A 22,941-nucleotide genomic window follows, 5' to 3' on the forward strand; every position below is an offset into this window, starting at 1 on the left:
ACGTCACTCCGGAGCCGTCCGGCAGGTCCGTGCGGGGCCCGCCGGACGGCATACGACCGGGGTGGTGCGGCAGCGCGTCAGGCGCCGAGCTTGCTCTTGATCTGCGAGTCGAAGACCTGCTGGCTCTCGGCGTCGAGGCCCTTGAAGACGGTCGCGACGTCCTGGCCCTGGACGATCTGGTCGAGGCCCTTGCCGATCCGGGCGCCACCGCCGGGCAGCAGCACGCGGACGTTGTCCTGCGACCGGGTCTTGGGCAGCTGCTCGATCGCCGTCTTGGCGTTGGGGTTCTTCTCGAGGAACGCCTTCTCCTCCGGAAGGTCCACGGCCGACTTGCGCACGGGCATGTAGCCGGTGGCCTGCGTGAAGGTGACGGTGTTCTGGGCGTTGGTGAGGAACTCGATGAACTTCAGCGCGTTCTTCTTGCGGTCGTCCGAGATGTTGGCCGGGATGCCGACGCCCGCGCCACCCGTCGGGCAGTTGCCGTCGGTCGGCAGGAACGCCGTGCCCACCGGGAACTTCGCGTCCTTGGCCACGCCGCCGAGCGACCCGGTCGACATCATGCTGCAGCCGACGATGCCGGCCGTGAAGTCCGGCGCGGGGTCCTTGGACAGCTTGAGGTAGCCGTCCTTGGCGAGGTTCTGCAGGTAGGTGCCGGCCTTGACCGTGTTGGGGTCCGAGAACGTCGGCGTCCACTCCTTGGAGTAGGCACCGCCGTAGCCCCACACGATGTTCTGGAAGACCCAGTCGAGGTAGTTCGAGCCGTCGGGCAGCTCCATGACGATCTTGTCGGAGCCGGCGGCGGCCTTGAGCTTCGGTGCCCACGTGAGGAACTCGTCCCAGTCCTTCGGGCCACGGTCCTCGAGACCGGCGGCCTTCCAGAGGTCCTTGTTGTAGTAGAAGAGCGGTGTCGACCGGGAGAACGGCAGCGCGTAGTGCTTGTCGTCGAGGTTGTAGTCGTTGTAGAGCGCATCGACGTAGTCGGACGTGTCCATCTTGGCCGTCGACAGCAGCTCGTCGAGCGGGCTCAGCTGCTTGTTGAGCGCGAAGTTGAACCACGTGACGTCCGAGACGACGACGACGTCGGGCAGCGAGCCGCCGGCGAGCGAGGCGTTGAACTTCTGCGCGACCTCCTCGTAGTTCTTGCCGGCGTCGACGAGCTTGACCTTGAGGCCCGAGTTGGCCGCCTCGAAGGCCTTGATGATCTCCTGCTCGACCGGCTTGCTGTTCCCGGGGTGGTTGCTCCAGAACTCGATGGTGTTGCTCGAGCCGCCACCGCCGCCCGTCGTCGGGGACGTGCCGGTGCCCGCGCAGGCCGCGAGACCGGCGACGCCGGCCGCGCCGGCGAGGCCGAGGAAGCCTCGACGTGAGAACTCGTTCATGGATGGTGCCTTTCCCTGTGGTGGTGGGTGGGGTCGTGGGAATGGATCGGTATGCGACAGAGCCGGGTTCAGCTCTTCACGGCCCCCGCCGTGAGGCCCTTGATCATCTGTCGTTGGAGGAAGAGGAAGAGGACGAGGATCGGCAGCATGGCCAGGACGGTGCCCGCCATGACCGGCCCCCAGTTCGTGACGCCGTCATTGTTCTGGAGGAACGTCAGGCCGACCGGCAACGGCGCCGTCGTCTCGTCGTCGGACATGAGGAACGGCCAGAGGTACTCGTTCCACTCGTTGACCACGGTGATGAGCGCGAAGGCCACGAGGGTCGGCCACGACATCGGCATGACGACGCGCCACAGCAGCTTCATCGGTCCGGCCCCGTCGAGGCGCGCGGCCTCGATGATCTCGCCGGGCAGGCTGAGGAACTGGTTGCGCATGAGGAAGGTGCCGAAGGCGACGCCCGCGAGCGGGATGATGATGCCCTGGAAGGTGTTGCGCCAGCCGAGCTGCGCGACGAGCGCGTAGTTGCTGATGACGGTGATCTGGTTGGGCACCATGAGTGCTGCGATGACGACGAGGAAGACGACCGAGCGTCCCGGGAAGCGCAGCAGCGACAGGGCGTACGCGCTGATGACGCCGAGCACGATCTTGGCGACCGAGGTCGCCGACGTGATGATGACCGAGTTGCGGACGTAGTCGAAGAACGGGATGCGGGTCGTCAGCTCACTGTAGTTCTGGCCCGTCGCCGGGTCCGGCCACCACTGGGCCGGCCGGACGTAGATGTCACCGCGCTCCTTGAACGAGGTGAGCAGGATCCAGAAGAGCGGGACGGCGATGACGAGGACGACGAGGACCATGCCGGCGTAACCCGCTGCGGTCCACATCGGTCCGCGGTGGTGCGCCGAGGCCTCGACCTGGTGCGACGTCCGTCGCCGCCGTCGCTGCCCGCCGGTCGTCGGGACCTGCTCGTCGTCGCGGGTCCCGACGATGGTGGACGTGCTCATGCCTGCTTCCCCCTGTCCATGAAGCGCACCTGGACCACCGTGACGGCGAGCAGGATGACGAACATGACGGTGGCGACGGTGGCGCCGTAGCCGGCGCGCTGGTTGACGAACGTCTCCTGGTAGACCTGGTAGACGAGGGTGGTCGTGCCGTTGCCCTGCGGCCCGCCCCGGGTCATGACGTTGATGATGTCGAAGACCTGGACCGAGCTGAGCAGCACCGTGATCGACAGGAAGAACGTCGTCGGGCGCAGCTGGGGCATGAGGACGCGTCGGAAACGGGTCCACGCAGTGGCGCCGTCGATCTCGGCCGCCTCGTCGAGGTCGGCGCGCCGCCCCTGCAGGGCGGCGAGGTAGATGACGAAGGTGTAGCCGAGGTTCTTCCAGATGTAGGTGACGGTCACCATGAAGAGCGCCCAGCCGGGCTGCTGGTAGAAGTCCGGCGAGGCGACACCGATCCGCGCGAGCAGGTCGCGGACGAGGCCGAACTGCGGGTCGAAGACGAACTGGAAGGCGATGCCGATCGCGGCGCCCGAGATGACGAACGGCGCGAAGACGACCGAGCGGACGATGTTGCGCCCCTTGAGCTTCTGGTCGAGCAGCAGGGCGAGGCCGAGCCCGACCGCCATGGAGATGCCGACGGTGGCGACGGTGAAGACGAGGGTGTTGCGCAGGATGATCTTCGTGTCGTCACGCCCGAACCACTCGATGTAGTTCGACAGGCCCACGGGGTTGGCGATGGGCGAGGAGATGTTCCAGTCGGTGAACGACAGCCTGATGTTGTCGAGCAGCGGGCGGTACGTGAAGACGATGAGCAGCACGAGGTTGGGCAGCAGCAGGAGCGCCGCGAGCGACCACTCCCAAGCCCGCCCGCTCGACCGTCGCGGGGGTGGACCTACCTCGGGCGGGGGTCCCCCGGACCCGGGCGTGGCGCTCTGGGGTTGGGTCACCGATGACTGCACCCGGCAAACCTAGCCGCGCAGGTGCACCGATTGCGGCTTTGGTGCGTCAGGCATTCAACGCGTGTCTGAACTCCTGTCGCGACGGGTACTCGCGTCGCACGACCGGGGCCACGTCTGCGAAGAACCGCTCGACGCTGCGCCGGGTCACGCTCTCCGGCAGGCCCGGCACGTCGAGCGAGACACCGGAGAGCTCGTGGCCGAAGGCCTCTCGGTAGCGCCCGATGTTGTCGACGACCTCGGCCGGCGAGCCGATCAACGCGGAGCTGTCGCGGGCGTACTCCTCCAGCGTCGAGAAGGGCAGGCGGTTGTGCACGGCACCCGGCGAGCGCCGGAACGCCTCGAACGCCGGCTCGTACAGGCGCAGCGCCTCCTGTGTCGTGTCGGCGACGAGGAGCCCGAGGAATCCGGCACCGACGACCGCGTCGGCCGGGTCGTGGCCGTGCAGCTCCCACCGCTCGCGGTAGTGCCGCACGAGGGCGGCGTAGGTCTCCAAGGGGTGGAAGCCGTTGGCGGAGAAGAGCGGGTCGCCCCAGCGCGCGGCGAGCTCGGTCGACGCGGTCGAGCTCGCCGAGCCGTGCCAGACGGGGATGGGCTGCTGGAGCGGCCGCGGCTGGGTCGTCGCGTCGACGAGCGGGGGACGGAAGCGTCCCGACCACGTGACCCGCTCCTCGCGCCACAGCCGTCGCAAGAGCTCGTACTTCTCGGCGTTGCGCTCCCACTGGCCGTCGAGGTCGTAGCCGAAGAGGGCGTTCTGGTCGGGGTCGTTGCCCTTGCCGATGACGACGTCGAGCCGTCCACCGCTCAGGTGGTCGAGCGTCGCGTAGTCCTCGGCGACGCGGACGGGGTCGAGGAGCGAGAGCACCGTCACGGTCGTCATGAGGCGGATGCGGGACGTGCGCGCCGCGACGTGCGCGAGGACGACGGGCGGCGAGGACGAGACGAAGCGCTGGGCGTGCCGCTCCCCCACCCCGAACGCGTCCAAGCCGAGCTCCTCGGCCCACACGGCCTGGCGCGCGACGTGCTCGAAGGCCTCCGTCTGGGAGCGGGCGACCCCGGTGACGGGGTCGGGGCTCGTGTCGAGCAACGTGTACGTGCAGAACCTCATGTCGGCCGCTTCTCACCCGCTGTGACGGGCACGGCGATCCGGTTGCCCGTGACCGGCCCCGGGCAGGTGCCGTACGCCGTGAAGGCGAAGGGGAGGTTGATGGCCCGGTTGAAGTCGACGACGACGTTGCCGTCGGGGTCCGGGGACGACGTCGTGACGGTGCGCCAGGGCGCCGAGAGCGAGCCGTTCGTCGTGTCGTGGAAGAGGAGTCCGAGGCCCTCTCCGGCGCCGACCGCGCTGAGCCGGTGGCGCACGCCGTCGATGTCGACGTCGACGGTGCCGACGACCGTGGAGTGCTGGACGAGGTCGTCACGGGCGGTGCGCACCTCCACTCGCGCCGGGGGGTCGGCGGCCGTGAACCGTCCGGGGCGCACCCAGTCCGGATCGTGCTCCCACGTCGGCACACCGGCGAAGTCCCGGCGCGTCGTGGCCCGCGGGTCCCGGGTGCGCACCGCGAGCCGCCCGCCCCTCCGGAGCAGCTCGACGACGCGCTCGCCGTGCTGCACCCAGAGCCGCGACCCAGCCTCCTCGACGTCCGCCGTGGCCCGCCCGGCGACGGGCTCGCCGTCGACGCCCAGCCCCTCGCTCACGGTCGCCTCGACGTGGGCACCGGAGGCGTCCGTCCACCAGAGGCCGGGGAGACCGGGCAGGCTCGTCGGCCGGTCCGGCAGCCAGGCGAAGCCGGTCAGCGAGAGCCAGCCGTGCTCCTGGGCGAGATCGCCCTCGCGAGCGGCGCGCCACGCGAGCCACTCGTCCCGGGCGCTCACGCGACGGCCTCGTGGTCGGCAGGCGTCGTCGCGGCGGTCGCTGCCTCCCGACGCGCGACCTCCTCGCGCACGAGCGGGATGACGTGCCGCCCGACGTCCACGGCATCGTCGTAGAGGTGGTAGCCGCGGGCGGAGAAGATCCGCACGCCGAGGTCGTAGTAGTCGAGCAGCGCCGCCGCAACGGTCTCGGGCGTGCCGACGAGGGCCGTGGAGTTGCCGCCGCCACCGGTCGCGGCGGACGTCGCGGTCCAGAGGGCGCGGTCGTGGCGCTCCCCCGCCTCCGCGGCCGCGAGCAGCCGCTGCGAGCCGGCATTCTCGGGCTGGGAGCCGCTGCGGCGCAGTCGGCCCCGCGAGACGGAGGCGCCTTCGGCCTGGAGCGCGTGGATGTCGCCGAGCGTGCGCTCGGCCTTCTCCCAGGCCAGCTCGTCCGTGGCCCCGAGGATCGGTCGGAACGCGACCTGGATCGTCGGGAGCGCGCGCCCGGCGGCCGCGGCAGCGGCGCGGATCGTCTCGATCTGCTCCGCCGTCCCGGCGAGCGGCTCGCCCCAGAGCGCGAAGACGTCCGCCTCCTGCGCCCCGACGGCGTATGCCGCCGGGCTCGACCCGCCGAACGAGATCCGTGGGCGCGGGGTCTGGAGCGGCTTGATGTCCGCGAGGAAGTTCTCGAACCGGTAGTGCTCGCCGTCGAAGTCGAACGGCTCGTCGCTCGTCCACGCCTGCTTGAGGATCCGGATGAACTCCCGGGTGCGGGCGTAGCGGGCGTCCTTGTCGAGGTGGTCACCCTCGGCGGACTGGTCCGCCGCGCTGCCACCGGTGATGACGTGGACCTCGAACCGGCCGTTGCTGATGTGGTCGAGCGTGGCGAAGGTCTTCGCCGTCAGGGTCGGGTAGGCCGTGTTGGGTCGGTGCGCGACGACGAGGTTGAGCCGCTCGGTGTGGGCCGCGACGTGCGCGGCGACCTGGGCGGGGTCGGGCGATCCGGAGTGGTAGGCGAAGAGGACGCGGTCCCACCCGTTGTCCTCGTGGGCTCGGGCGAGCTTGACGGCATACGGCAGGTCGAGGGCGCCGGCGCTCCGGGCTCTCGTCTCGGTGCCGTCGTGGTTGGCGGCGATGCCGAGGAACTCAACTGGCATGGCGGTGGTCCTTGTCTCTCGTGGTGGGAACGGGATGCGGGGCGAGTCGGAGGCGGGCGGTGGCTCGGTCGCTCACGGCGACGGTGAGCAGGTCCCGGGCGACGGCGTCGTTCTGGCGGAAGCCGGGCCCGTTGAAGCGGGGCCGGGAGAAGCCTCCGGCGCCGGCGGAGCCCGACACGGCGGGCCCGAGGAGGTAACGGCGTGGGTGCACGGTGCCGTCGGCGCGGACGGCGCGGGCCCGGGCGTCGGCGACGAGCTGCCCCGCGCCGATGGCAGTTCCGTCGGCGGCCATGACGGGTCGCGAGCGCAGCTCGCCCGCGGCCAGCAGCCCGGCGACGAGGGGGTCGGTGACGAGGGCGCTGTCGGGGCGGGGCAGCCGGGCGTCCACGGCGGCCCGCGCCCGCACCACGCGGTCTCCGGACCTCCCGACGAACGCACCCTCCTCGATCGTGAGCTCGAGGTCGGGGCCGAGGAAGCGGACGACGCCCGCCCGGTGCAGCGCGAGCAGCTCGGCGAGGCGGCGAGGCGGCGGACCGCTCGCGAGGAACGAGAAGAGCCCGTGGAAGTGGCGCTCGACGTGACGCACCCGGTCCTCGTCGAGGAGGCGACCAGACACGACGAGCTCCGCCAGGGCCGCATACACCCCGAGCAGCGTGTCGAAGACGGCGCGGTCGCTCGATCGCGACGCGTCGGCGCGCCGGACGACGTCGAGGCGGATGTGCTCGGCGACGACGCGCTCGACGTCGGTGGGCCGCGTGGTGTGGTCGATGACAGCACGGAGGGGCCGGTCGATCCGCTCGATGTCGAAGACGTCCTCGGGGTCTGCGAGGTGCGTCAGGGCGACGGCCGTGAGCTCACCGCTGGTGACGTCGGCCGTGACCAGGGCGCGCTCGAGCGCCTCGAAGGTGCCGCGTGTGCGCTCGGGATGGGCCTCGAAGAGCCGGCGGTAGTGCGCCACCGCGAGCTCGAGCACGACGAGGGGCCAGACCTGGGTCCGGTAGTCGAGTGCCGCCGTGCCCGCACCGAGGGCCGTGAGGCGCTCACGGGTCAGGTGTCGCATGGGCGCCGGTCCGGAGGCGGCCGCTCGCACCTCGTAACCGAGCTTGGCGTGGTACGGCACGCCACGACGGGACCCGACGTGCAGGACCGGCTCGCGTCCGCTCGGGTGGTAGGTCAGCTGCGTGCCCTCGCCGGTGAAGGTGCCGCCGCGGCCCTCGCCGAGGAGGACGACGAGATCGATGAAGGCCAGACCCATGCCGCGGACGACGACGGGCTCGCCCGCGCGCAGGCCCTCGAGCTCGAGGTCGGCCGTGTGACCCGGCGGGACGTAGGTGAGCCCCCGTGACGCGGCGTCGTCGAGCAGCCGCTGCTCGTTCGGCGCGTGCGCCTGGTCGAGATAGCCCTGGGCGAGCACGACGAGGTCGCCCTCGAGCACCGCACCACGAGCGAGGGTGACCTGCTGGTGTCCACCCTCGGCGCCGGTCCCGTGCAGCTCGACGGCCCGGTCCGCATGGGCGTGGACGGTGACGTGCTCCGGCAGGGTCGAGACGACTCGTCGCCAGGCCCACTCGAGGTAGTCGGCCTGGACGACGCGCGGCGCGAAGTCATGCGCCGACAGGGCCGCGGCGGCTGCGCTCGCATCGGGGCCGGCCGCCCACTCGGCGAGGGACGGCCCGGGCACGACCGGGCCGTCGCACGTGACGGACGCGTCGGTGAAGACCGTGACGTCCTGCGCCTCGGAGTTCATCCAGAGCAGGGGCGACTGCGCCGACCGCCAGATGCGCCCGCCGCCCGGCGGGTGCGGGTCGACGACGTGCACCTCCACCCGCTCCCTCGGGCTGCCGACCACGCGGGCATTGGCGCCGATCCGCTCGACGAGGCCGAGCGCCCGCGGTCCGGCGCCCACGATAACGATCCGTCGGTCGGTCACGCCGCGCCCCAGTCCCGGTAGGAGCGCAGACCCGCGGCCGCCCCGGTCGCTCCGGTTGCTCCGTCGGGCGCGGTCGGCGCGGCGCCGTTGACGATCGCGGGGCCCGGTCCGCCTGCGGCTGAGGCAGATCGGACGGTGCCGGCCGGCAGTTCCTTGTCGAAGGCGTGCGGGCCGATCGACTCCGGGTCGGCGTGCAGGTCGAAGGCCGGCAGGTAGCCGGCTGCGAGGTAGAGGGCACGGGCCTCCGGCTGGCGCGGACCCGTGGTGAGGTGGATCCTCCGGTAGCCCAGGCCCGCGGCGGCCTTCTCGAGCTCGAGCAGGACGCGGCGGGCGAGCCCCTGCCGCCTGAACTGGGCGTTGGTCCAGACCCGCTTCACCTCGGCCGTGGTGTCGTCGTAGCGGCGGATCGCACCGCCGGCGATCGTCTGCCCGCCCCGCAGGATGACGACGAACGCCCCGTGGGGTCCCTCGAAGTCGCTGACCGGGACCTCCGTCAGCTGCGTGTGCGGCGTCGACAGGCCGTAGCGCGTGCCGTACTCGACGACGAGGTCCTCGAGCAGCGGGGCCGCGACGTCGTCGTGCGGGGACACCCGCAGCACGACGTCGTCGTCGAGGGCGGGCACCTCGTCGCGGCGGTGCCGTGCGACGTGTGACAGGAACGACTCCGTCACCTGGTGCAGGGCTCGGGAGGCGGCCTCCGAGAGCAGCACGCTCCCGTCGGCCGGAAAGACCTGCACGTCGGAGGCGAGCACGAACCAGCCCTGGGTGACGTGCTCGGCGCCGAGCGAGACGAGGACCGGCCGAAGCGCGTAGTCGACCGCGAGCACGTGGGCCGCGCTGCCGCCGGTGGCCACGGGGAGCACCGACTTGCCGCGCAACGCGTACTGCGGGAGCACGTCGAGCAACGTCTTGAGCAACCCGGTGTAGGCCGCCTTGTAGACGGGGGTCGTGACGACGACCGCATCGGCCGCCTCGATCTGCGCCACGACGGCGGCGATCTGCGGATCGGCCACGTCGGCGCGCAGCAGCGCCTCGGCGGGCAGGTCACGGATGACGACACGCTGGACGTCGTGGCCGCGGACCGTGAGACGGCGTTCGATGTGGCCGAGGACGGCATCCGTGCGGGACGCCGCGGACGGGCTCGAGGCGAGGGTGACGATGGTGGCCATGTCAGTCCCTCACTGGTCCGAGGTCTCGGTCGGCTTGGGCAGCCCCGCCGGGTTGACCTCGGAGGCCGGCACCGCCTCGGCGGTGAGGCCCCAGCGGGCGAGGACCTTGCCGTAGCTGCCGTCCGCGATGGCAGCGTTGATGGCGTCCGAGATGGGCTTGACCAGGCCGTTGTCCTTCTTCGTCAGGACCCCGACCTTCCCGGGGATCGGGAAGCTCGACGACACGGTGCCGACGATCTGCGTCTTGCCGGCCGTGACGACGTGGTAGGTCGCGGTGGGGTTCGGGCCGAGGTAGAGGTCGATGCGTCCGGAGTCGAGGGCGAGGTAGTACTCCGTCGTGCCCTGGTAGTAGACGAGCTCGGCGGGGGGCCGTCCGGCCTTCTCGTTCTCCTCGTTCCAGCGCAGCAGGATCGCCTCCTGCAGGGTGCCCGACCCGACGGCCACCTTCCTGCCCGAGACGTCGGCCGGCCCCCGCACCTGCAGCGTCGAGCCCTTCTTGGCCTCGAACGCGTGCAGCCCGAGACGGTACGTCGCGAAGTCGTACTTCTCCTTGCGCTCCTCCGAGACGCCGACGTTGGAGATCGCGACCTGGTACTTGCCCGAGTCGATGCCGATGAACAGGTTCTCCCAGCTCGTCGTCTGCACGTCGGGCTTGAGGCCGAGGATGTCCGCGACGAGGTGGGCCACGTCGACCTCCACCCCGATCGGGGTCTTGTTGTCGTCGGCCGTGAACGCCAGAGGAGGTATGCCGCCGCCCGCGCCGCCGCTGCCGATGACCAGGGTGCCCCTGGCCCTGACGTCGGCCGGCAGGGTCGCCGCGATCTCCTTGTGCAGGGTGCCCACCGGGCGCTTAGCGTCGGCCGACGTGTCGAAGGAGACCGGGAGGACCTTCGAGTCGCCGAGAGCCTTGGGATCCACCTGCGTGGTCCCGGTGCTGACCGGGTCGGCGCAGGCTCCGAGCACACCGACCGTCGACAGGACGGCGGCCGCGACGACGAGCGCACGGCGACGAGCAGGCGCGTGGGTCTTGCTGTGGTGCATGGTGATTCGTCTCCTGGATGGTTGCGGGCTCAGTCGGTCTTGGGCAGGCCGGGCGGGTTGATCTCGGACTTCTCGAGGCCCTCGGTGCTGAGGTTCCAGCGCTTGAGGACCCTCGCGTAGCTGCCGTCGGCGATCGCCGAGTTGATGGCGGCGGCGTAGGGCGCGGCGAGACCCGAGCCCTTCTTCGTGAGCACGGCGATGAGTCCCTGGAGGGAGTCACCGGCACCCGAGAAATGGCCGATGGCCTCGGTCTGGCCGGCCGTGGCGACGTGGTAGGCGACGCTCGGGTTCGGGCCGAAGTACGCGTCGATCCGGTGCGACGACAGGGCCAGGTAGTAGTCCGTCTGCGACTGGAAGTACTTCACCTCGGCAGGCGCGAGGCCCGCCTTGACGTTGGCCTCGTTCCAGTCGAGCAGGATCTTCTCCTGGTTGGTGCCGGACCCGACGGCGATGGTCTTGCCGGCGATGTCCCTGCCGCTCGTCACCTTCCACGTTCCGCCCTTCGGCGCCTCGAAGGCGAGGTCGTCCTTGCGGTACGTCGCGAAGTCGTACTTCTCCTTGCGCTCCTCCGTGACCGTGACGTTGGTCAGGGCGACGTCGTACCGCCCCGAGTCGATCCCGAGGAAGACGTTCTCCCAGCTCGTCGCCGGCGTCTCGACCTCGAGGCCGAGCTTGTCGGCGAAGAGGTGCGCGAGGTCGACCTCGACGCCGATGACGGTCTTGTCGTCGTCGGCGGTGAAGACGAGCGGCGGCGTGCCGCCACCCGCTCCGGCGTTGGCGGCCGTGATCGTGCCCCGCTCTCGGATGCCCGCGGGCAGCAGGGCCGCGGCCTTCTCGTCCGTGGTGGCGGTGATGCGCTTCTGGTCCGGCGAGGTGTTGACGGCCGGGCCCGCCGGCGCGGTCGAGCCGGCCGCCGCGCCCGACCTGGCCTCGGCGGCTCCGGAGCAGGCGGTGAGCGCGACGGCGGCGGCGGCGAGGACCGTGACGGCATACGTCGTCGGGCGGTGGACGGGGTGGGGACGTGCGGGCATGAGGACTCCTCTCGGCACCCGAGGGGTGCGAGTCATGGGTGGCCGGGACGGCCTGAGGGGCGTGGGGTGGTGGGGTGGTGGGGTCAGAGGACGCGGTCGAGGAAGGCTCGCGTGCGTTCGTGGGCAGGGTGGTCGATGACCTGCTCGGGCGGTCCCTGCTCGACGACCCTGCCGCCGTCGAGGAAGACGACGGTGTCGGCGACCTCGCGGGCGAAGCCGACCTCGTGCGTGACGACGACGAGGGTGGTCCCGTCGCGGGCGAGCTCCTTGATGACGGCGAGGACCTCGCCGACGAGCTCGGGGTCGAGAGCCGACGTCGGCTCGTCGAAGAGGATGACGTCGGGCTGCAGCGCGAGGGCTCGGGCGATGGCGACCCGCTGCTGCTGACCACCGGAGAGCTGGCGCGGGTAGGCAGCCGCCTTGTCCGCCAGCCCGACTCGCTCCAGCAGCGTCCTGGCCCCGACCTCGACCTCGGAGCGCTTGCGGCGCTGCGCCGACACCGGCGCCTCGACGACGTTCTCGAGGACGGTGAGGTGCGGGAAGAGGTTGAACTGCTGGAAGACGAAGCCGATGCGGCTGCGCTGGCGCAGGATGTCGCGCTCGGGCAGCTCGTGGAGACGGTCACCCACCTGCCGGTAGCCGATGAGCGTCCCGTTGACCCGCACCTGACCCCGGTCGATCTTCTCCAGGTGGTTGATGGTGCGCAGCAGCGTGGACTTGCCCGACCCCGACGGTCCGAGGACGACCGTGACGGTGCCCTCCGCCAGCTCGAGGTCGACGTCGTCGAGCACCCGGTGGGCCCCGAACGACTTCGTCACACCGCGGAGGTCGACGGCGGCGGTCATCGGGCGACCTCCTCGGGACGACGCGCTGCCTGGGTCGCGATGCCGGCCCACCGGGCCCGGAGCCGCTGGAGCGGTGTGGGCGGCAGCGACCGGGCACTGCCACGGGCGAAGTGCCGCTCGACGTAGTACTGCCCGATCGACAGGAGCGTCGTGAGGATGATGTACCAGACCGTCGCCACGAGGAGCAGCGGCACGACGCGGGAGTTGCGGCCGTAGATCACCTGCACCTGGTAGAAGAGCTCCGGGATCGCGAGCACGGAGACGATCGAGGTGCCCTTGAAGAGGCTGATCACCTCGTTGGCGGCGTTGGGCAGGATCGAGCGCATCGCCTGCGGCAGGACGATCCTCGCGAACTGGCGGCGCCGCGGGATGCCGAGCGCCGAGGCCGCCTCGCGTTGCCCCTCGTCGACGGAGAGGATGCCGCCGCGGATGATCTCGGCCGCGTAGGCCGCCTGGTGCAGGGCGAGCCCGAGCACCGCGGCGCCCAGGGCCCCGAAGAGGTCGTTGGTCTCGACGCTGCCGAAGGACGGCCCGAACGGCAGCCCGACGCTGATCGTCTGGTAGAGGTAGGCGATGTTGAACCAGAAGAGCAGCTGGACGATGAGCGGGATCGACCGGAACGCCCAGATGTAGGCCCACGCGACGGTCCGCAGGAACGCGTTGGACGACAGTCGCATGGCCGCGAGGACGAGCCCCAGGGCGAAGCCGGCCACGGTCCCGAGGACGGTGAGCTGGATCGTCGTGCCGAGAGCCCGGATGACGGTTTCGGTGGCGAAGTAGCGACCGAAGGTCGCCCAGTCCCAGCCGGGGTTGGTGACGAGGCCGTTGACGAACATCGCCACGAGCAGTCCGACGCCGGCGACGCCGACCCATGTCCACGGGTTGCGCCGCGGGACGACGGTGAGGACCGGCCCGCCTCCGGACGGCGGGACCGAGTGGGTTGCCGGCGCCGGGGCGGCCGAGAGGGCGGACGTCGACGCTCCCGCCGTGGGCTCGGCCGGCGAAGGCGGCGAGGACGACGATGACGACGTGGTGGTCGGCGGCGCTGAGCGCCGGACCGTGGAGAGGGATGGCACGTGAGGCTCCTGGAGGGATGGCTCGGGCACCCGTCACCGGACGGGTGGCAGGGCGCGGCGGCGGCCGCGGGGGTGCGTGCTGGCGTCCGAGCCCCACGGGGTCACCGCTGGGCCGGGCGCCGACCGGCCGGCCGAGGTCTCGGCGGCCAGGACGTCGTCAGGGACGACAGAGCGCGCTGGACACGCGGAGCAGGTCGACGTGGCGGCGGAGCACGAGGTGGGTGCTCGTCGTGCGCGCCATGTCGGCTCCTCGGTCCTGGACCCGACCACTTCGAGTCCGCGCTTGCCGTCGCCTGCTGGCGACGGCCTGGTCCTCACCCGGAGCACCCCGCCGCGGTGGAGGGTTGCTGTCCAGCGAGCCGGGGCTTGACGCTGGAACTCTTGACCTGTCGACGACACTACGAAGGCGCTGGGCAGCCCGTCAATCGTCGAAATGCGTGCTTTCTCCTCAGTGCGACAGGCTCTTCCACCACGCGCAGCAACGCCGGTTTGTCTGTGCCGCAAGGCAATTCGCGGGCAACGACGCTCCTACGCAACTCGGAATTCCTAGTGATTCAGTCGGAAATGAGTCCTGAGCCTTCTTGCATCCTGAGACGCAGGACGCGAAAGAGCCCCGGACCACAGGGGTCCGGGGCTCTTTCAGAGCGTGTCGCTCCGAGCAGTGACTGGCGTCAGTTGCCCGTCAGCTTCTCGCGAAGCGCAGCGAGCGCCTCGTCCGAAGCCAGCGTGCCCTCGACCGGGGCCGGGGCGTTGCGCGGGGCGCGCTCGCCGCGGTCGGCGTCGCCGGCCTCGGCGACGTCACCGGTCGCGGACGAGTACGACGTCGCGGAGCCGGCGTTGGCCGCAGCCTCGGCGTCGGCCTTCGTCGCGGCGTCGACCTGGGCCTTGTGGGACTCCCAGCGAGCGTGGGCGTCGGCGTACTGACGCTCCCACTTCTCGCGCTGGGCGTCGAAGCCCTCGAGCCACTCGTTCGTCTCCGGGTCGAAGCCCTCGGGGTACTTGTAGTTGCCCTGCTCGTCGTACTCGGCGGCCATGCCGTAGAGGGTCGGGTCGAACTCCGACGCCGCGACGGCCTGGTCGTTGGCCTGCTTGAGCGACAGCGAGATGCGGCGACGCTCGAGGTCGATGTCGATGACCTTGACGAAGATCTCGTCGCCGACGTTGACGACCTGCTCCGGCAGCTCCACGTGGCGCTCGGCCAGCTCGGAGATGTGGACGAGGCCCTCGATGCCGTCCTCGACGCGCACGAACGCACCGAAGGGGACGAGCTTGGTGACCTTGCCGGGGACGACCTGGCCGATGGCGTGCGTGCGAGCGAAGTGCTGCCACGGGTCCTCCTGCGTCGCCTTCAGCGACAGGGAGACACGCTCACGGTCCATGTCGACGTCGAGCACCTCGACGGTGACCTCGGTGCCGACCTCGACGACCTCGGACGGGTGGTCGATGTGCTTCCACGACAGCTCCGAGACGTGGACGAGACCGTCGACGCCGCCGAGGTCCACGAACGCACCGAAGTTGACGATGGAGGACACGACGCCCGAACGGACCTGGCCCTTCTGGAGCTCCTTGAGGAACGTCGTGCGCACCTCGGACTGCGTCTGCTCGAGCCAGGCACGGCGCGAAAGGACCACGTTGTTGCGGTTCTTGTCGAGCTCGATGATCTTGGCCTCGATCTCCTTGCCGACGTACGGCTGGAGGTCGCGAACACGACGCATCTCGACGAGCGAGGCGGGCAGGAAGCCGCGGAGGCCGATGTCGAGGATGAGACCACCCTTGACGACCTCGATGACGGTGCCGGTGACGACGCCGTCCTCCTCCTTGACCTTCTCGATCGTGCCCCAGGCGCGCTCGTACTGCGCACGCTTCTTGGACAGGATCAGACGGCCTTCCTTGTCCTCCTTCTGGAGGACGAGGGCCTCGACCTCGTCACCGACCTTGACGATCTCGCCCGGGTCGACGTCGTGCTTGATGGACAGCTCGCGCGAGGGGATGACGCCCTCGGTCTTGTAGCCGATGTCGAGCAGGACCTCGTCCCGGTCGACCTTGACGATGCGACCCTCGACGATGTCGCCGTCGTTGAAGTCCTTGATGGTGGCGTCGATCGCCGCAAGGATGTCTTCCTGAGAGCCGATGTCGTTGATGGCGATCTCAGGCGCGGTCTTCTCGACCGTGTTGGCAGTCATGTAGTAGGAACTCCGATTGTGGACAGTTAGATTGGGGACCTCGGGGCGGTGGGCCTGACGGCCTGCGCCTCGATGCCTTGTGGACAGGTGCAACATTGATCGTGCGCACACGGATGTGCTCGGCAATCCTATCCGCGCTGTCACCAGCCGGTCAAAAGAGAGCACGTATGCCGTGAGCACGCCCACCGAGGCCACCCGTCGTCCCGCTCCCCCGGACGAGACGGCCGCCGCGAACCGCACGTGGTGGGACGGCGAGGCGGCGTCGTACTACGTCGAGCACGGGTCGTTCCTCGGCGACACGGACTTCGTCTGGGGGCCGGAGCGGTTGCGCGAGGAGGAGGCGCGGCTGCTCGGCGACCCGGCCGGCCAGGTCGTGCTCGAGATCGGCGCCGGCTCGGGGCAGTGCTCCCGCTGGCTCGCGGCCCACGGCGCGACCGTCGTGGCCACCGACCTGTCGGCCGGCATGGTCGCGACCGGCGTGGCCGTCAACGCGGCGCTCGGCGACAGCCCCGACGCGGTCACCCGCGTGCCGTTCGCCCAGTGCGACGGACGCGCCCTCCCCTTCGCCGACGCGTCCTTCGACACCGTCTTCACGGCATACGGCGTCGTGCCCTTCGTCGCGGACTCCGACGTCGTCATGGCGGAGGCCGCCCGCGTGCTGCACCCCGGTGGGCGCTTCGTCTTCTCGACGACCCACCCGGTGCGGTGGGCCTTCCCCGACGACCCGGGGCCGGCCGGGCTGACGGCGCGCCACTCCTACTTCGACCGCACGCCCTACGTCGAGCAGGACGACGAGGGCCACGCGACCTACGTCGAGCACCACCGCACGGTGGGCGACCGGGTGCGGGAGGTCACGGCCGCCGGGCTCGTCCTCGTCGACCTCGTCGAGCCCGAGTGGCCGGAGGGCCACGAGGAGCCGTGGGGCGGATGGTCTCCCCTGCGCGGACGCGTCATCCCCGGCACGGCGATCTTCATCTGCCGCAAGCCTGCCTGACGGCTTCGGCCCGCGACGACGGCGCCGCGACGCACGACGACGGCCACGGACCCGAGGGATCCGTGGCCGCCGCTGTCACACTGTGCCGTCAGAGGAAGCGGCGGCGCAGCAGAACCGCGCCACCGGCGAGACCGAACACAGCGGCCGCGCCAGCGGCCCGACCCAGGTTCGCCGAGCCCTGCCCGTCGACACCGGCGAGCTCGTACGAGTACGCCGTGGCGCCCATGGCGCCTGTGGGCGCGCCGTAGGCCATCCCCTCGGCCTTGGCGCGCTGGGCACCGACCTCGATGAGGGCGTACTTCTCGCCGTAGTCGGCGGCCGTGGCCTTGCCGGCAGCGACGAGCTTCTTCGTGCCCTCGTCGGAGAGACGCTGCGCGCCGTCCTTGAGCTGGGGCGCACCGGCCGCCGCGTCGGTCAGACCGGCCGCGAGCTGGCTCGTTCCGTCCGCCGCGTCGGCGAGACCGTCGGAGAGCTGGCCGGCACCGTCGCTGAGCTTGCCCGCACCGTCGTCGAGCTGCCCCGCGCCGTCCGCGAGCTTGCCGACGCCGGCATCGAGCTGGCCCGCACCCGTGGCGACCTGGCTCGATCCGTCGGCGAGCTTCGAGGCGCCCGCGCCGAGGTCCTTCGCACCCTGGGCCACCTGGGACGTGCCCCCGTGCACCTGGTCGGCCCCGACCGTGAGCTGGTCGATGGCATCGAGCAGGTCGAGGCCACCGAGACCGAGGAGGTCCACGCCGTACTGGAGGTCGTTGACACCCCCACGCAGCGTCTTGTTCTTGGCCGTGTCGGTCGGGCTGCCGATGCCGCCCTGGACCTTGGTGACCACCCCGTCGACGAGCGTCGACACGCCGGCGTCGACGAGGTCGACGCCCTCGAGCAGGCCGGGCACCTTGGGGTCACAGATCCCCTTGAGCGTCGTGCTGCTCAGGCCGCACTCGACCTTCGCGAGACCGAGGGCCGCGTCGCTCAGCTTGCCCTTGAGCAGACCCAGACCACCCGACACCTGGCCGAGGCCCGTCGACACCTGACCGAGGCCACCGGAGACCTGACCCAGACCGTCCGATACCGAGCCGAGCCCGCCGGACGCGGCCGTCGTCTTCGTCCGAAGGTCTCCGATTCCTGCCTGCACCTGGCCGAGGATCTCCTTGCACACCGCGCCACAGTCGGTGGTCTTGGCAATCGCCACTCCACCGTCCAGCTGGTCGATGCCGCCGCCCGGCTTCAGGGCGTCCTGGAGGCCGGCTCGGACCTGGTCGACCCCGCCCTTGGACTGGTCGACCCCACCCTTGGACTGGTCGACCCCACCCTTGGACTGGTCGACCCCGCCCTTGAGCTGGTCGAGGCTCCCGCCGTCCTTGGTGGCCTCGGCCAAGCCACCGCGGATCTGGTCGACACCGTCGATGAGGGTTCCGGTCCGGCCCTTGTCACCCAGCCCGGCGCGCAGCTTCGCGATGCCCGCGTGCAGCGGCTTCGCCTGGTCCGGCAGCCCGCCGACGCCGTCGTAGAGCTGGGTGAGGCCGGCATCGACCTGGTCGAGACCGTCGGCCACCTGCGCGAGGCCATCCAGCAGGGCCGGCGCGTTCTCGCCGACGAGGTGCAGACCACCGGCAACCTGACCGGCTCCGTCGTCCACCTGGGAGGCGCCACCGCTCAGCTTCTGCGCGCCCGCGTCCAGCTGCTGGTTGCCGTCCGCGACCTGGGTCGCCCCGTCGGCCAGCTTGGCCGAGCCTGCCTTCGCGTCGCCCGCTCCCGAGCGCAGCTTGGACGTGCCGTCCTTGAGCTGGCCCGCGCCTGCGGCGAGCTCGCGCGAGCCGGGCAGCGCCTGTGCGCCCATCCCCGCGTCGAGCTTCTTGGCACCATCGCGCAGCTGGATCAGCCCCGCGAGGAGCGTGCCCGCGCCGTCGCGCAGCTTGAGGAGGTTCGCGTCGATCTCGGTGGCACCGGCGGTCAGGGTGGCACCCGTGGCCGCGCCGCCCTTGTAGCTCTCGGCGCCTCCCTTGAAGGACGGGCTGTCGAGAGGGCTGACCGGTAGGGCCGAGACGGAGGCCTTGGGCAGCGTCCCGTCGACGATGTCGGCGGCGTAGCCGAACGTCGCGGTCGGGGTCCCGATGGGTCCGAACAAGGTCATCGTGAACGTGAGCTTCGTGCCGCCACGGCCGTCACCGGCGAGGTTGGCCTCCTTCGAGCTGACGTTCGTGAAGGTGCCCGGCAGCGTCGTGGTGAGCGAGCCCACCATGGGGATGACGACGTCCTCCGTGGCCGACGCCTGCTTGCCCGTCCCGTCGTCGAAGGTGACGACCTGGGAGGAGCCCGTGACGTTCTTGACCGTGTAGCGCACCTCGAGACGGCCGCTGCGGCCGAGGAGGTCACCGGGCTGGACCGGCTGCCCGTCCAGGGTGTACATCGCCTGGACCTCTAGGGGCAGCTTCCTCGTGAAGTCGCTGACGGTCCGCAGCTGCTGCTCGCCGTCGACGTCGTAGCTGCCGACCATGACGCCGTCCTTGACGTCGAACCCGCTGAAGCCGTCGAGGTTGCGCAGGCCCTGGGTCTCGATGGGGTTCTGCAGGTCGACGGTGCCGCGGCCCTTCATGGCCACCTGCTCGTAGACGCGGGCGACGTCCACCTTGCCCGTCGCGTCGAGGTAGGCCTGCACCGTCTCGGTGTTGGAGACCTGGACCGAGCCGTCCCCGGCGGCAGCCGCCGGCGACGCTGCCAGCAGCAGCAGGGTGGGCATGGTCGCCAGGCCGGCGACGATGGTGGCGAGGGTCCGCTTGCTCACTGTGCTGCTCCCGTCACGAGGTCATCGAGGCCTGTGGTGCTGGAGGAGTCGTCGCGCTGGTCGCGCTGGGCCCGCTCCGTACGCCTCGCATCGACGGCCGGACGCGGCCGCGCAGACGCGTGCGGTTCCGACTGTGCTGCAAGCAGGTTCGTGGCGAGATAGCCCAGGCCCACGGCGAGGAGCACCGTCGTGGCAGCCGCGGGCGACTCGGTGAGGAACTGCGAGGGTGCGTTGGTGTAGACCGACTCGTAGGCGCCGACGATCGAGGCGGCCCCGAGCAGCCCGCTCCACAGCGGGAGACGGCCACCGCTCACAGCGGCGACGACGGCGATGAGCGCCACGACGACGAAGGCCGCGACGGCCCGCCCCGCGGACGAGTCCGGGAGGACGGCGGCACGCAGCGCGAAGCCGAGCCAGGCCAGGAGGAAGCCGGCGAGGAAACCCGCCACCTTGCCCCAGGCTGGACGGTGCGGGACGAGCCCGAGAACACCGCCGAGAGCTGCGCCGAGAAGGGCGACGTGCTCGAGGTCGAGACCGAGCAGGTTGCTCAGTCCGATGATGACCGCCGCAAAAACGGCGAGACACAGACCTGTGACCAGGCTTCTGACCATGTCCACCTCACAGTAAAAGCACCCGTCTCCGATGACGGGTGCAAGTTACCGAGCAGTATGCAGGTGCGGCGGAGTCCGTGGCGTGTCAAGTGGTGGACACCACGTCGCCGTTGCCAGAACGTGACCTAACGGACACCGCCCAGTGGGTACACGTCCCCGAGTCCCGGCGGACGACGCCTGCCCGGCCCGCGGGCGGTCAGTGGGCCGCGTCGTGCCAGGAGTGACCGACGCCGACGTTGACGTCGAGCGGCACGTCGAGCTCGGCGGCGTGACCCATCTCGTGACGCACGAGCTTCTCGACGTCGTCACGCTCGCCCGCGGCGACCTCGAGGACGAGCTCGTCGTGCACCTGGAGCAGCACCCGCGACGTCGCGCCCGCGTCGGTGAGCGCACGGTCGACCCCGATCATGGCGACCTTCATGATGTCGGCGGCCGAGCCCTGGATCGGGGCGTTGAGGGCCATCCGCTCGGCCATCTCGCGGCGCTGGCGGTTGTCGGACGTCAGGTCGGGCAGGTAGCGCCGGCGGCCGAACATCGTCGCGGTGTAGCCGGTCCCCCGCGCCTCGGCGACGACCTCCTTGAGGTAGTCGCTGACGCCGCCGAACCGCTCGAAGTAGCCGTCCATGAGGCCGCGGGCCTCCTCGGTGCTGATGGTCAGCTGCTTGGACAGCCCGAAGGCCGACAGGCCGTAGGCGAGGCCGTAGGACATGGCCTTGACCTTGGAGCGCATGGCCGACGTGACGTCGTCGGGCTCGACCCCGAACACCTTGGAGCCGACGAAGTTGTGGAGGTCCTCGCCGGTGCGGAAGGCCTCGATGAGGCCCTCGTCGCCGGAGAGGTGAGCCATGACGCGCATCTCGATCTGGGAGTAGTCGGCCGACATGAGCGCCTCGTAGCCCTCACCGACGACGAAGAGCTCGCGGATGCGCCGCCCCTCCTCGGTGCGGATCGGGACGTTCTGGAGGTTGGGCTCGGTCGAGCTGAGCCGCCCCGTGGCGGCGATGGTCTGCAGGTACGTCGTGTGGATGCGCCCGTCGTCGGCCACCGACTTCTGGAGGCCCTCGACCGTGACCCGCAGGCGAGCGGAGTCGCGGTGGCGCAGCAGCGCCTCGAGGAACGGGTGCTCGGTCTTGGCGTAGAGGTCGGACAGCGCATCGGCGTCGGTCGTCCACCCGGTCTTCGTCTTCTTCGTCTTGGGCAGGTTGAGCTGGCCGAAGAGGACCTCCTGCAGCTGCTTCGGCGACCCGAGGTTGACGTCACGGCGCTCGATGGCGTCCCACGCGTCCTCCTGCGCCTGGGTGACCTTGGCGGCGAAGTCGCCCTCGAGGGACTCGAGCCCGGCCACGTCGACGGCGATGCCGGTGCGCTCCATGCCGGCGAGCACCCCGACGAGCGGGATCTCCACCTCGGCGAGCAGCTGCTCGCCCCCGGTGGCGGCGACCTGCTCGTCGAGGACCTCGGCGAGGTCGCGCACGGCGGTCGCGCGCACCATCTCCTTCTGGGCGGCCACCTCGTCGGCGTCACCGCCGAAGTCGAGCATGCCCTGGCCGTCGGTCGGCGCGGCACCGCTCAGCTCACGGTGCAGGTTGCGCAGCACGAGGTCGTCGAGGTGGTAGGTGCGCTGGTCGGGCTTGACGAGGTATGCCGCGAGCTGGGTGTCGCTCGTCAGCCCCCCGAGCGTCCAACCGCGGGCGCCGAGCGCCTCGATCGGCCCCTTGGCGTCGTGCATGGCCTTGGGTCGGGCCGCGTCCTCGAGCCAGCCGCCGAGGGCGGCCTCTCCCTCGGGGGTCAGGGTCTGCAGGTCGATCCATGCGGCGCTGCCGTCGGGCGCGGCCACCGCGACGCCGCTCGCGTCTCCGGTCCCCCGGGCCCACGTGCCGGCCACGGAGAGCCCTGCGCGCTGGTCGGTCGCGAGGTGCGCGGCCACCCAGGCCGGCACGGCCTCGGGCGCGACGACCTCACCGTCGACGTCGAAACCCTCCTCGGCCTCGGGGGCCGCGGCCTCGACGGTGGCGAAGAGGCGGTCGCGCAGCACGCGGAACTCGAGGCCGTCGAAGACCGTGTGCACGTCCTCGCGGCTCCACTGGGAGCGCTGGAGGTCCTCGACGCCGACCCCGACGGGGCTGTCCTTGACGAGCTGGTTGAGCCGGCGGTTGCGCAGGACCTGGTCGAGGTGGTCGCGCAGCGACTGCCCCGCCTTGCCCGGGATCTTGTCGATGCTCGCGACGATGCCGTCGAGGTCGCCGTACTGGGTGATCCACTTCGCCGCGGTCTTGGGGCCGACACCGGGCACGCCCGGGAGGTTGTCGGAGGTCTCGCCGACCATGGCGGCGAGGTCGCTGTAGCGGGTCGGGGGGACGCCGTACTTCTCCTCGACCTGGGCCGGGCCCATCCGCGACACCTCGGACACGCCGCGGATCGGGTAGAGGATCGTCACCTTGTCGGAGACGAGCTGGAAGGTGTCGCGGTCGCCCGAGCAGATGAGGACGTCGATGTCCTGGGCCTCGGCCTGCGTCGCGAACGTCGCGATGATGTCGTCGGCCTCGTAGCCGTCGAGCTCGACGTAGCGGATGCGGAGCGCGTCGAGGATCTCCTTCACGAGCGGGATCTGGCCCTGGAACTCGTCGGGCGTGCGCGCACGGCCCGCCTTGTACTCGGCGTACTCGTCGGTGCGGAACGACTGGCGGGCCTTGTCGAAGGCCACGACGACGTGCGTCGGCTCCTCGTCGCGCAGCATGTTGATGAGCATCGAGGTGAAGCCGTAGACGGCGTTCGTGTGCTGCCCCGTGCTCGTCGAGAAGTTCTCCGCGGGGAGCGCGAAGAACGCGCGGTAGGCCAGCGAGTGTCCGTCGAGGAGGAGAAGTCGGCTCACACGGCAACCCTAGTGGCGGCCACCGACGGGGTGAGCCGGGGCACCGGGTGCGCGGGAGGGCGGCAT

Annotated in this window: 18 protein-coding genes and 1 riboswitch; of the genes, 1 reads left to right on the top strand and 17 read right to left on the bottom strand. The window is 70.9% G+C overall.

Annotation, left to right across the window (positions count from 1 at the left end; all coding sequences use genetic code 11):
- Window positions 1-77: 77 nt before the first annotated feature.
- From AB4Z14_RS01575 to rpsA, 14 genes are all read right to left on the bottom strand, one after another.
- Window positions 78-1,379 (bottom strand): ABC transporter substrate-binding protein, encoded by a 1,302-nt coding sequence (locus AB4Z14_RS01575; protein WP_442273619.1) that lies wholly within the window; start codon window positions 1,377-1,379, stop codon window positions 78-80.
- 68 nt (window positions 1,380-1,447) lie between these two features.
- On the bottom strand, window positions 1,448-2,380 hold the full coding sequence (locus AB4Z14_RS01580) for a carbohydrate ABC transporter permease (RefSeq protein WP_442273620.1): 933 nt from the start codon (window positions 2,378-2,380) through the stop codon (window positions 1,448-1,450).
- Complete coding sequence (locus tag AB4Z14_RS01585) at window positions 2,377-3,339, bottom strand: carbohydrate ABC transporter permease (RefSeq protein WP_442273621.1); 963 nt, start codon at window positions 3,337-3,339, stop codon at window positions 2,377-2,379. The genes AB4Z14_RS01580 and AB4Z14_RS01585 overlap by 4 nt, the downstream gene beginning before the upstream one ends.
- 46 nt (window positions 3,340-3,385) lie before the next feature.
- The gene (locus AB4Z14_RS01590) at window positions 3,386-4,444 is read right to left on the bottom strand and encodes an LLM class flavin-dependent oxidoreductase (protein ID WP_442273622.1); all 1,059 of its coding nucleotides are present in this window, start codon (window positions 4,442-4,444) and stop codon (window positions 3,386-3,388) included.
- Complete coding sequence (locus tag AB4Z14_RS01595) at window positions 4,441-5,211, bottom strand: DUF1684 domain-containing protein (protein ID WP_442273623.1); 771 nt, start codon at window positions 5,209-5,211, stop codon at window positions 4,441-4,443. Before AB4Z14_RS01595 ends, AB4Z14_RS01590 begins: the two co-directional genes overlap by 4 nt.
- Window positions 5,208-6,344: an LLM class flavin-dependent oxidoreductase gene (locus AB4Z14_RS01600; RefSeq protein ID WP_442273624.1), complete on the bottom strand. Its 1,137-nt coding sequence runs from the start codon at window positions 6,342-6,344 to the stop codon at window positions 5,208-5,210. The genes AB4Z14_RS01595 and AB4Z14_RS01600 overlap by 4 nt, the downstream gene beginning before the upstream one ends.
- Window positions 6,334-8,250 carry an FAD/NAD(P)-binding protein gene (locus AB4Z14_RS01605; protein ID WP_442273625.1) on the bottom strand — a complete coding sequence of 639 codons (1,917 nt, stop codon included), beginning with the start codon at window positions 8,248-8,250 and terminating at the stop codon, window positions 6,334-6,336. Before AB4Z14_RS01605 ends, AB4Z14_RS01600 begins: the two co-directional genes overlap by 11 nt.
- 20 nt (window positions 8,251-8,270) lie before the next feature.
- Complete coding sequence (gene ssuE, locus AB4Z14_RS01610; RefSeq protein ID WP_442273626.1) at window positions 8,271-9,443, bottom strand: NADPH-dependent FMN reductase; 1,173 nt, start codon at window positions 9,441-9,443, stop codon at window positions 8,271-8,273.
- 9 nt (window positions 9,444-9,452) lie between these two features.
- Complete coding sequence (locus AB4Z14_RS01615; RefSeq protein ID WP_442273627.1) at window positions 9,453-10,484, bottom strand: ABC transporter substrate-binding protein; 1,032 nt, start codon at window positions 10,482-10,484, stop codon at window positions 9,453-9,455.
- A 29-nt stretch (window positions 10,485-10,513) separates the two neighbouring features.
- Window positions 10,514-11,515, bottom strand: a complete 1,002-nt coding sequence (locus AB4Z14_RS01620; RefSeq protein ID WP_442273628.1) for an ABC transporter substrate-binding protein — start codon at window positions 11,513-11,515, stop codon at window positions 10,514-10,516.
- Window positions 11,516-11,598: 83 nt separating this feature from the next.
- Window positions 11,599-12,360 (bottom strand): amino acid ABC transporter ATP-binding protein, encoded by a 762-nt coding sequence (locus AB4Z14_RS01625; protein ID WP_442273629.1) that lies wholly within the window; start codon window positions 12,358-12,360, stop codon window positions 11,599-11,601.
- Window positions 12,357-13,436, bottom strand: a complete 1,080-nt coding sequence (locus AB4Z14_RS01630; RefSeq protein WP_442273630.1) for an amino acid ABC transporter permease — start codon at window positions 13,434-13,436, stop codon at window positions 12,357-12,359. The genes AB4Z14_RS01625 and AB4Z14_RS01630 overlap by 4 nt, the downstream gene beginning before the upstream one ends.
- Before the next feature lie 157 nt (window positions 13,437-13,593).
- Window positions 13,594-13,677: a putative leader peptide gene (locus tag AB4Z14_RS01635; protein ID WP_369791901.1), complete on the bottom strand. Its 84-nt coding sequence runs from the start codon at window positions 13,675-13,677 to the stop codon at window positions 13,594-13,596.
- 33 nt (window positions 13,678-13,710) lie between these two features.
- A riboswitch (SAM riboswitch) is annotated at window positions 13,711-13,823 on the bottom strand.
- 284 nt (window positions 13,824-14,107) lie between these two features.
- Window positions 14,108-15,619, bottom strand: a complete 1,512-nt coding sequence (gene rpsA / locus AB4Z14_RS01640) for a 30S ribosomal protein S1 (RefSeq protein ID WP_442273631.1) — start codon at window positions 15,617-15,619, stop codon at window positions 14,108-14,110.
- 172 nt (window positions 15,620-15,791) lie between these two features.
- Between rpsA and AB4Z14_RS01645 the strand changes: the two genes are divergently transcribed.
- Window positions 15,792-16,613: a class I SAM-dependent methyltransferase gene (locus AB4Z14_RS01645; RefSeq protein WP_442273632.1), complete on the top strand. Its 822-nt coding sequence runs from the start codon at window positions 15,792-15,794 to the stop codon at window positions 16,611-16,613.
- A gap of 88 nt (window positions 16,614-16,701) precedes the next feature.
- Here the strand turns inward: AB4Z14_RS01645 and AB4Z14_RS01650 are convergent, their stop codons facing one another.
- The 3 genes from AB4Z14_RS01650 to polA form a co-directional block, all read right to left on the bottom strand.
- A complete protein-coding gene (locus AB4Z14_RS01650; RefSeq protein ID WP_442273633.1) occupies window positions 16,702-19,392 on the bottom strand; it encodes a hypothetical protein in 2,691 nt (896 codons plus the stop codon).
- Window positions 19,389-20,003, bottom strand: coding sequence for a hypothetical protein (locus tag AB4Z14_RS01655; protein WP_442273634.1), 615 nt, complete (start codon window positions 20,001-20,003; stop codon window positions 19,389-19,391). Before AB4Z14_RS01655 ends, AB4Z14_RS01650 begins: the two co-directional genes overlap by 4 nt.
- Window positions 20,004-20,199: 196 nt before the next feature.
- The gene (gene polA / locus AB4Z14_RS01660) at window positions 20,200-22,875 is read right to left on the bottom strand and encodes a DNA polymerase I (RefSeq protein WP_442273635.1); all 2,676 of its coding nucleotides are present in this window, start codon (window positions 22,873-22,875) and stop codon (window positions 20,200-20,202) included.
- Between the last annotated feature and the right edge of the window lie 66 nt (window positions 22,876-22,941).

Source organism: Terrabacter sp. 2TAF16 (genome assembly GCF_052115065.1).
Taxonomy (GTDB): domain Bacteria; phylum Actinomycetota; class Actinomycetes; order Actinomycetales; family Dermatophilaceae; genus Terrabacter.

What these genes read in the sequence shown, in the direction of transcription:
- AB4Z14_RS01635 (WP_369791901.1), bottom strand. Translation starts at nt 13,677, where the DNA reads ATGGCGCGCACGACGAGCACCCACCTCGTGCTCCGCCGCCACGTCGAC.
- AB4Z14_RS01620 (WP_442273628.1), bottom strand. Translation starts at nt 11,515, where the DNA reads ATGCCCGCACGTCCCCACCCCGTCCACCGCCCGACGACGTATGCCGTC.
- AB4Z14_RS01580 (WP_442273620.1), bottom strand. Translation starts at nt 2,380, where the DNA reads ATGAGCACGTCCACCATCGTCGGGACCCGCGACGACGAGCAGGTCCCG.
- AB4Z14_RS01615 (WP_442273627.1), bottom strand. Translation starts at nt 10,484, where the DNA reads ATGCACCACAGCAAGACCCACGCGCCTGCTCGTCGCCGTGCGCTCGTC.
- ssuE (WP_442273626.1), bottom strand. Translation starts at nt 9,443, where the DNA reads ATGGCCACCATCGTCACCCTCGCCTCGAGCCCGTCCGCGGCGTCCCGC.
- rpsA (WP_442273631.1), bottom strand. Translation starts at nt 15,619, where the DNA reads ATGACTGCCAACACGGTCGAGAAGACCGCGCCTGAGATCGCCATCAAC.
- AB4Z14_RS01575 (WP_442273619.1), bottom strand. Translation starts at nt 1,379, where the DNA reads ATGAACGAGTTCTCACGTCGAGGCTTCCTCGGCCTCGCCGGCGCGGCC.
- AB4Z14_RS01590 (WP_442273622.1), bottom strand. Translation starts at nt 4,444, where the DNA reads ATGAGGTTCTGCACGTACACGTTGCTCGACACGAGCCCCGACCCCGTC.
- AB4Z14_RS01600 (WP_442273624.1), bottom strand. Translation starts at nt 6,344, where the DNA reads ATGCCAGTTGAGTTCCTCGGCATCGCCGCCAACCACGACGGCACCGAG.
- AB4Z14_RS01655 (WP_442273634.1), bottom strand. Translation starts at nt 20,003, where the DNA reads ATGGTCAGAAGCCTGGTCACAGGTCTGTGTCTCGCCGTTTTTGCGGCG.
- AB4Z14_RS01625 (WP_442273629.1), bottom strand. Translation starts at nt 12,360, where the DNA reads ATGACCGCCGCCGTCGACCTCCGCGGTGTGACGAAGTCGTTCGGGGCC.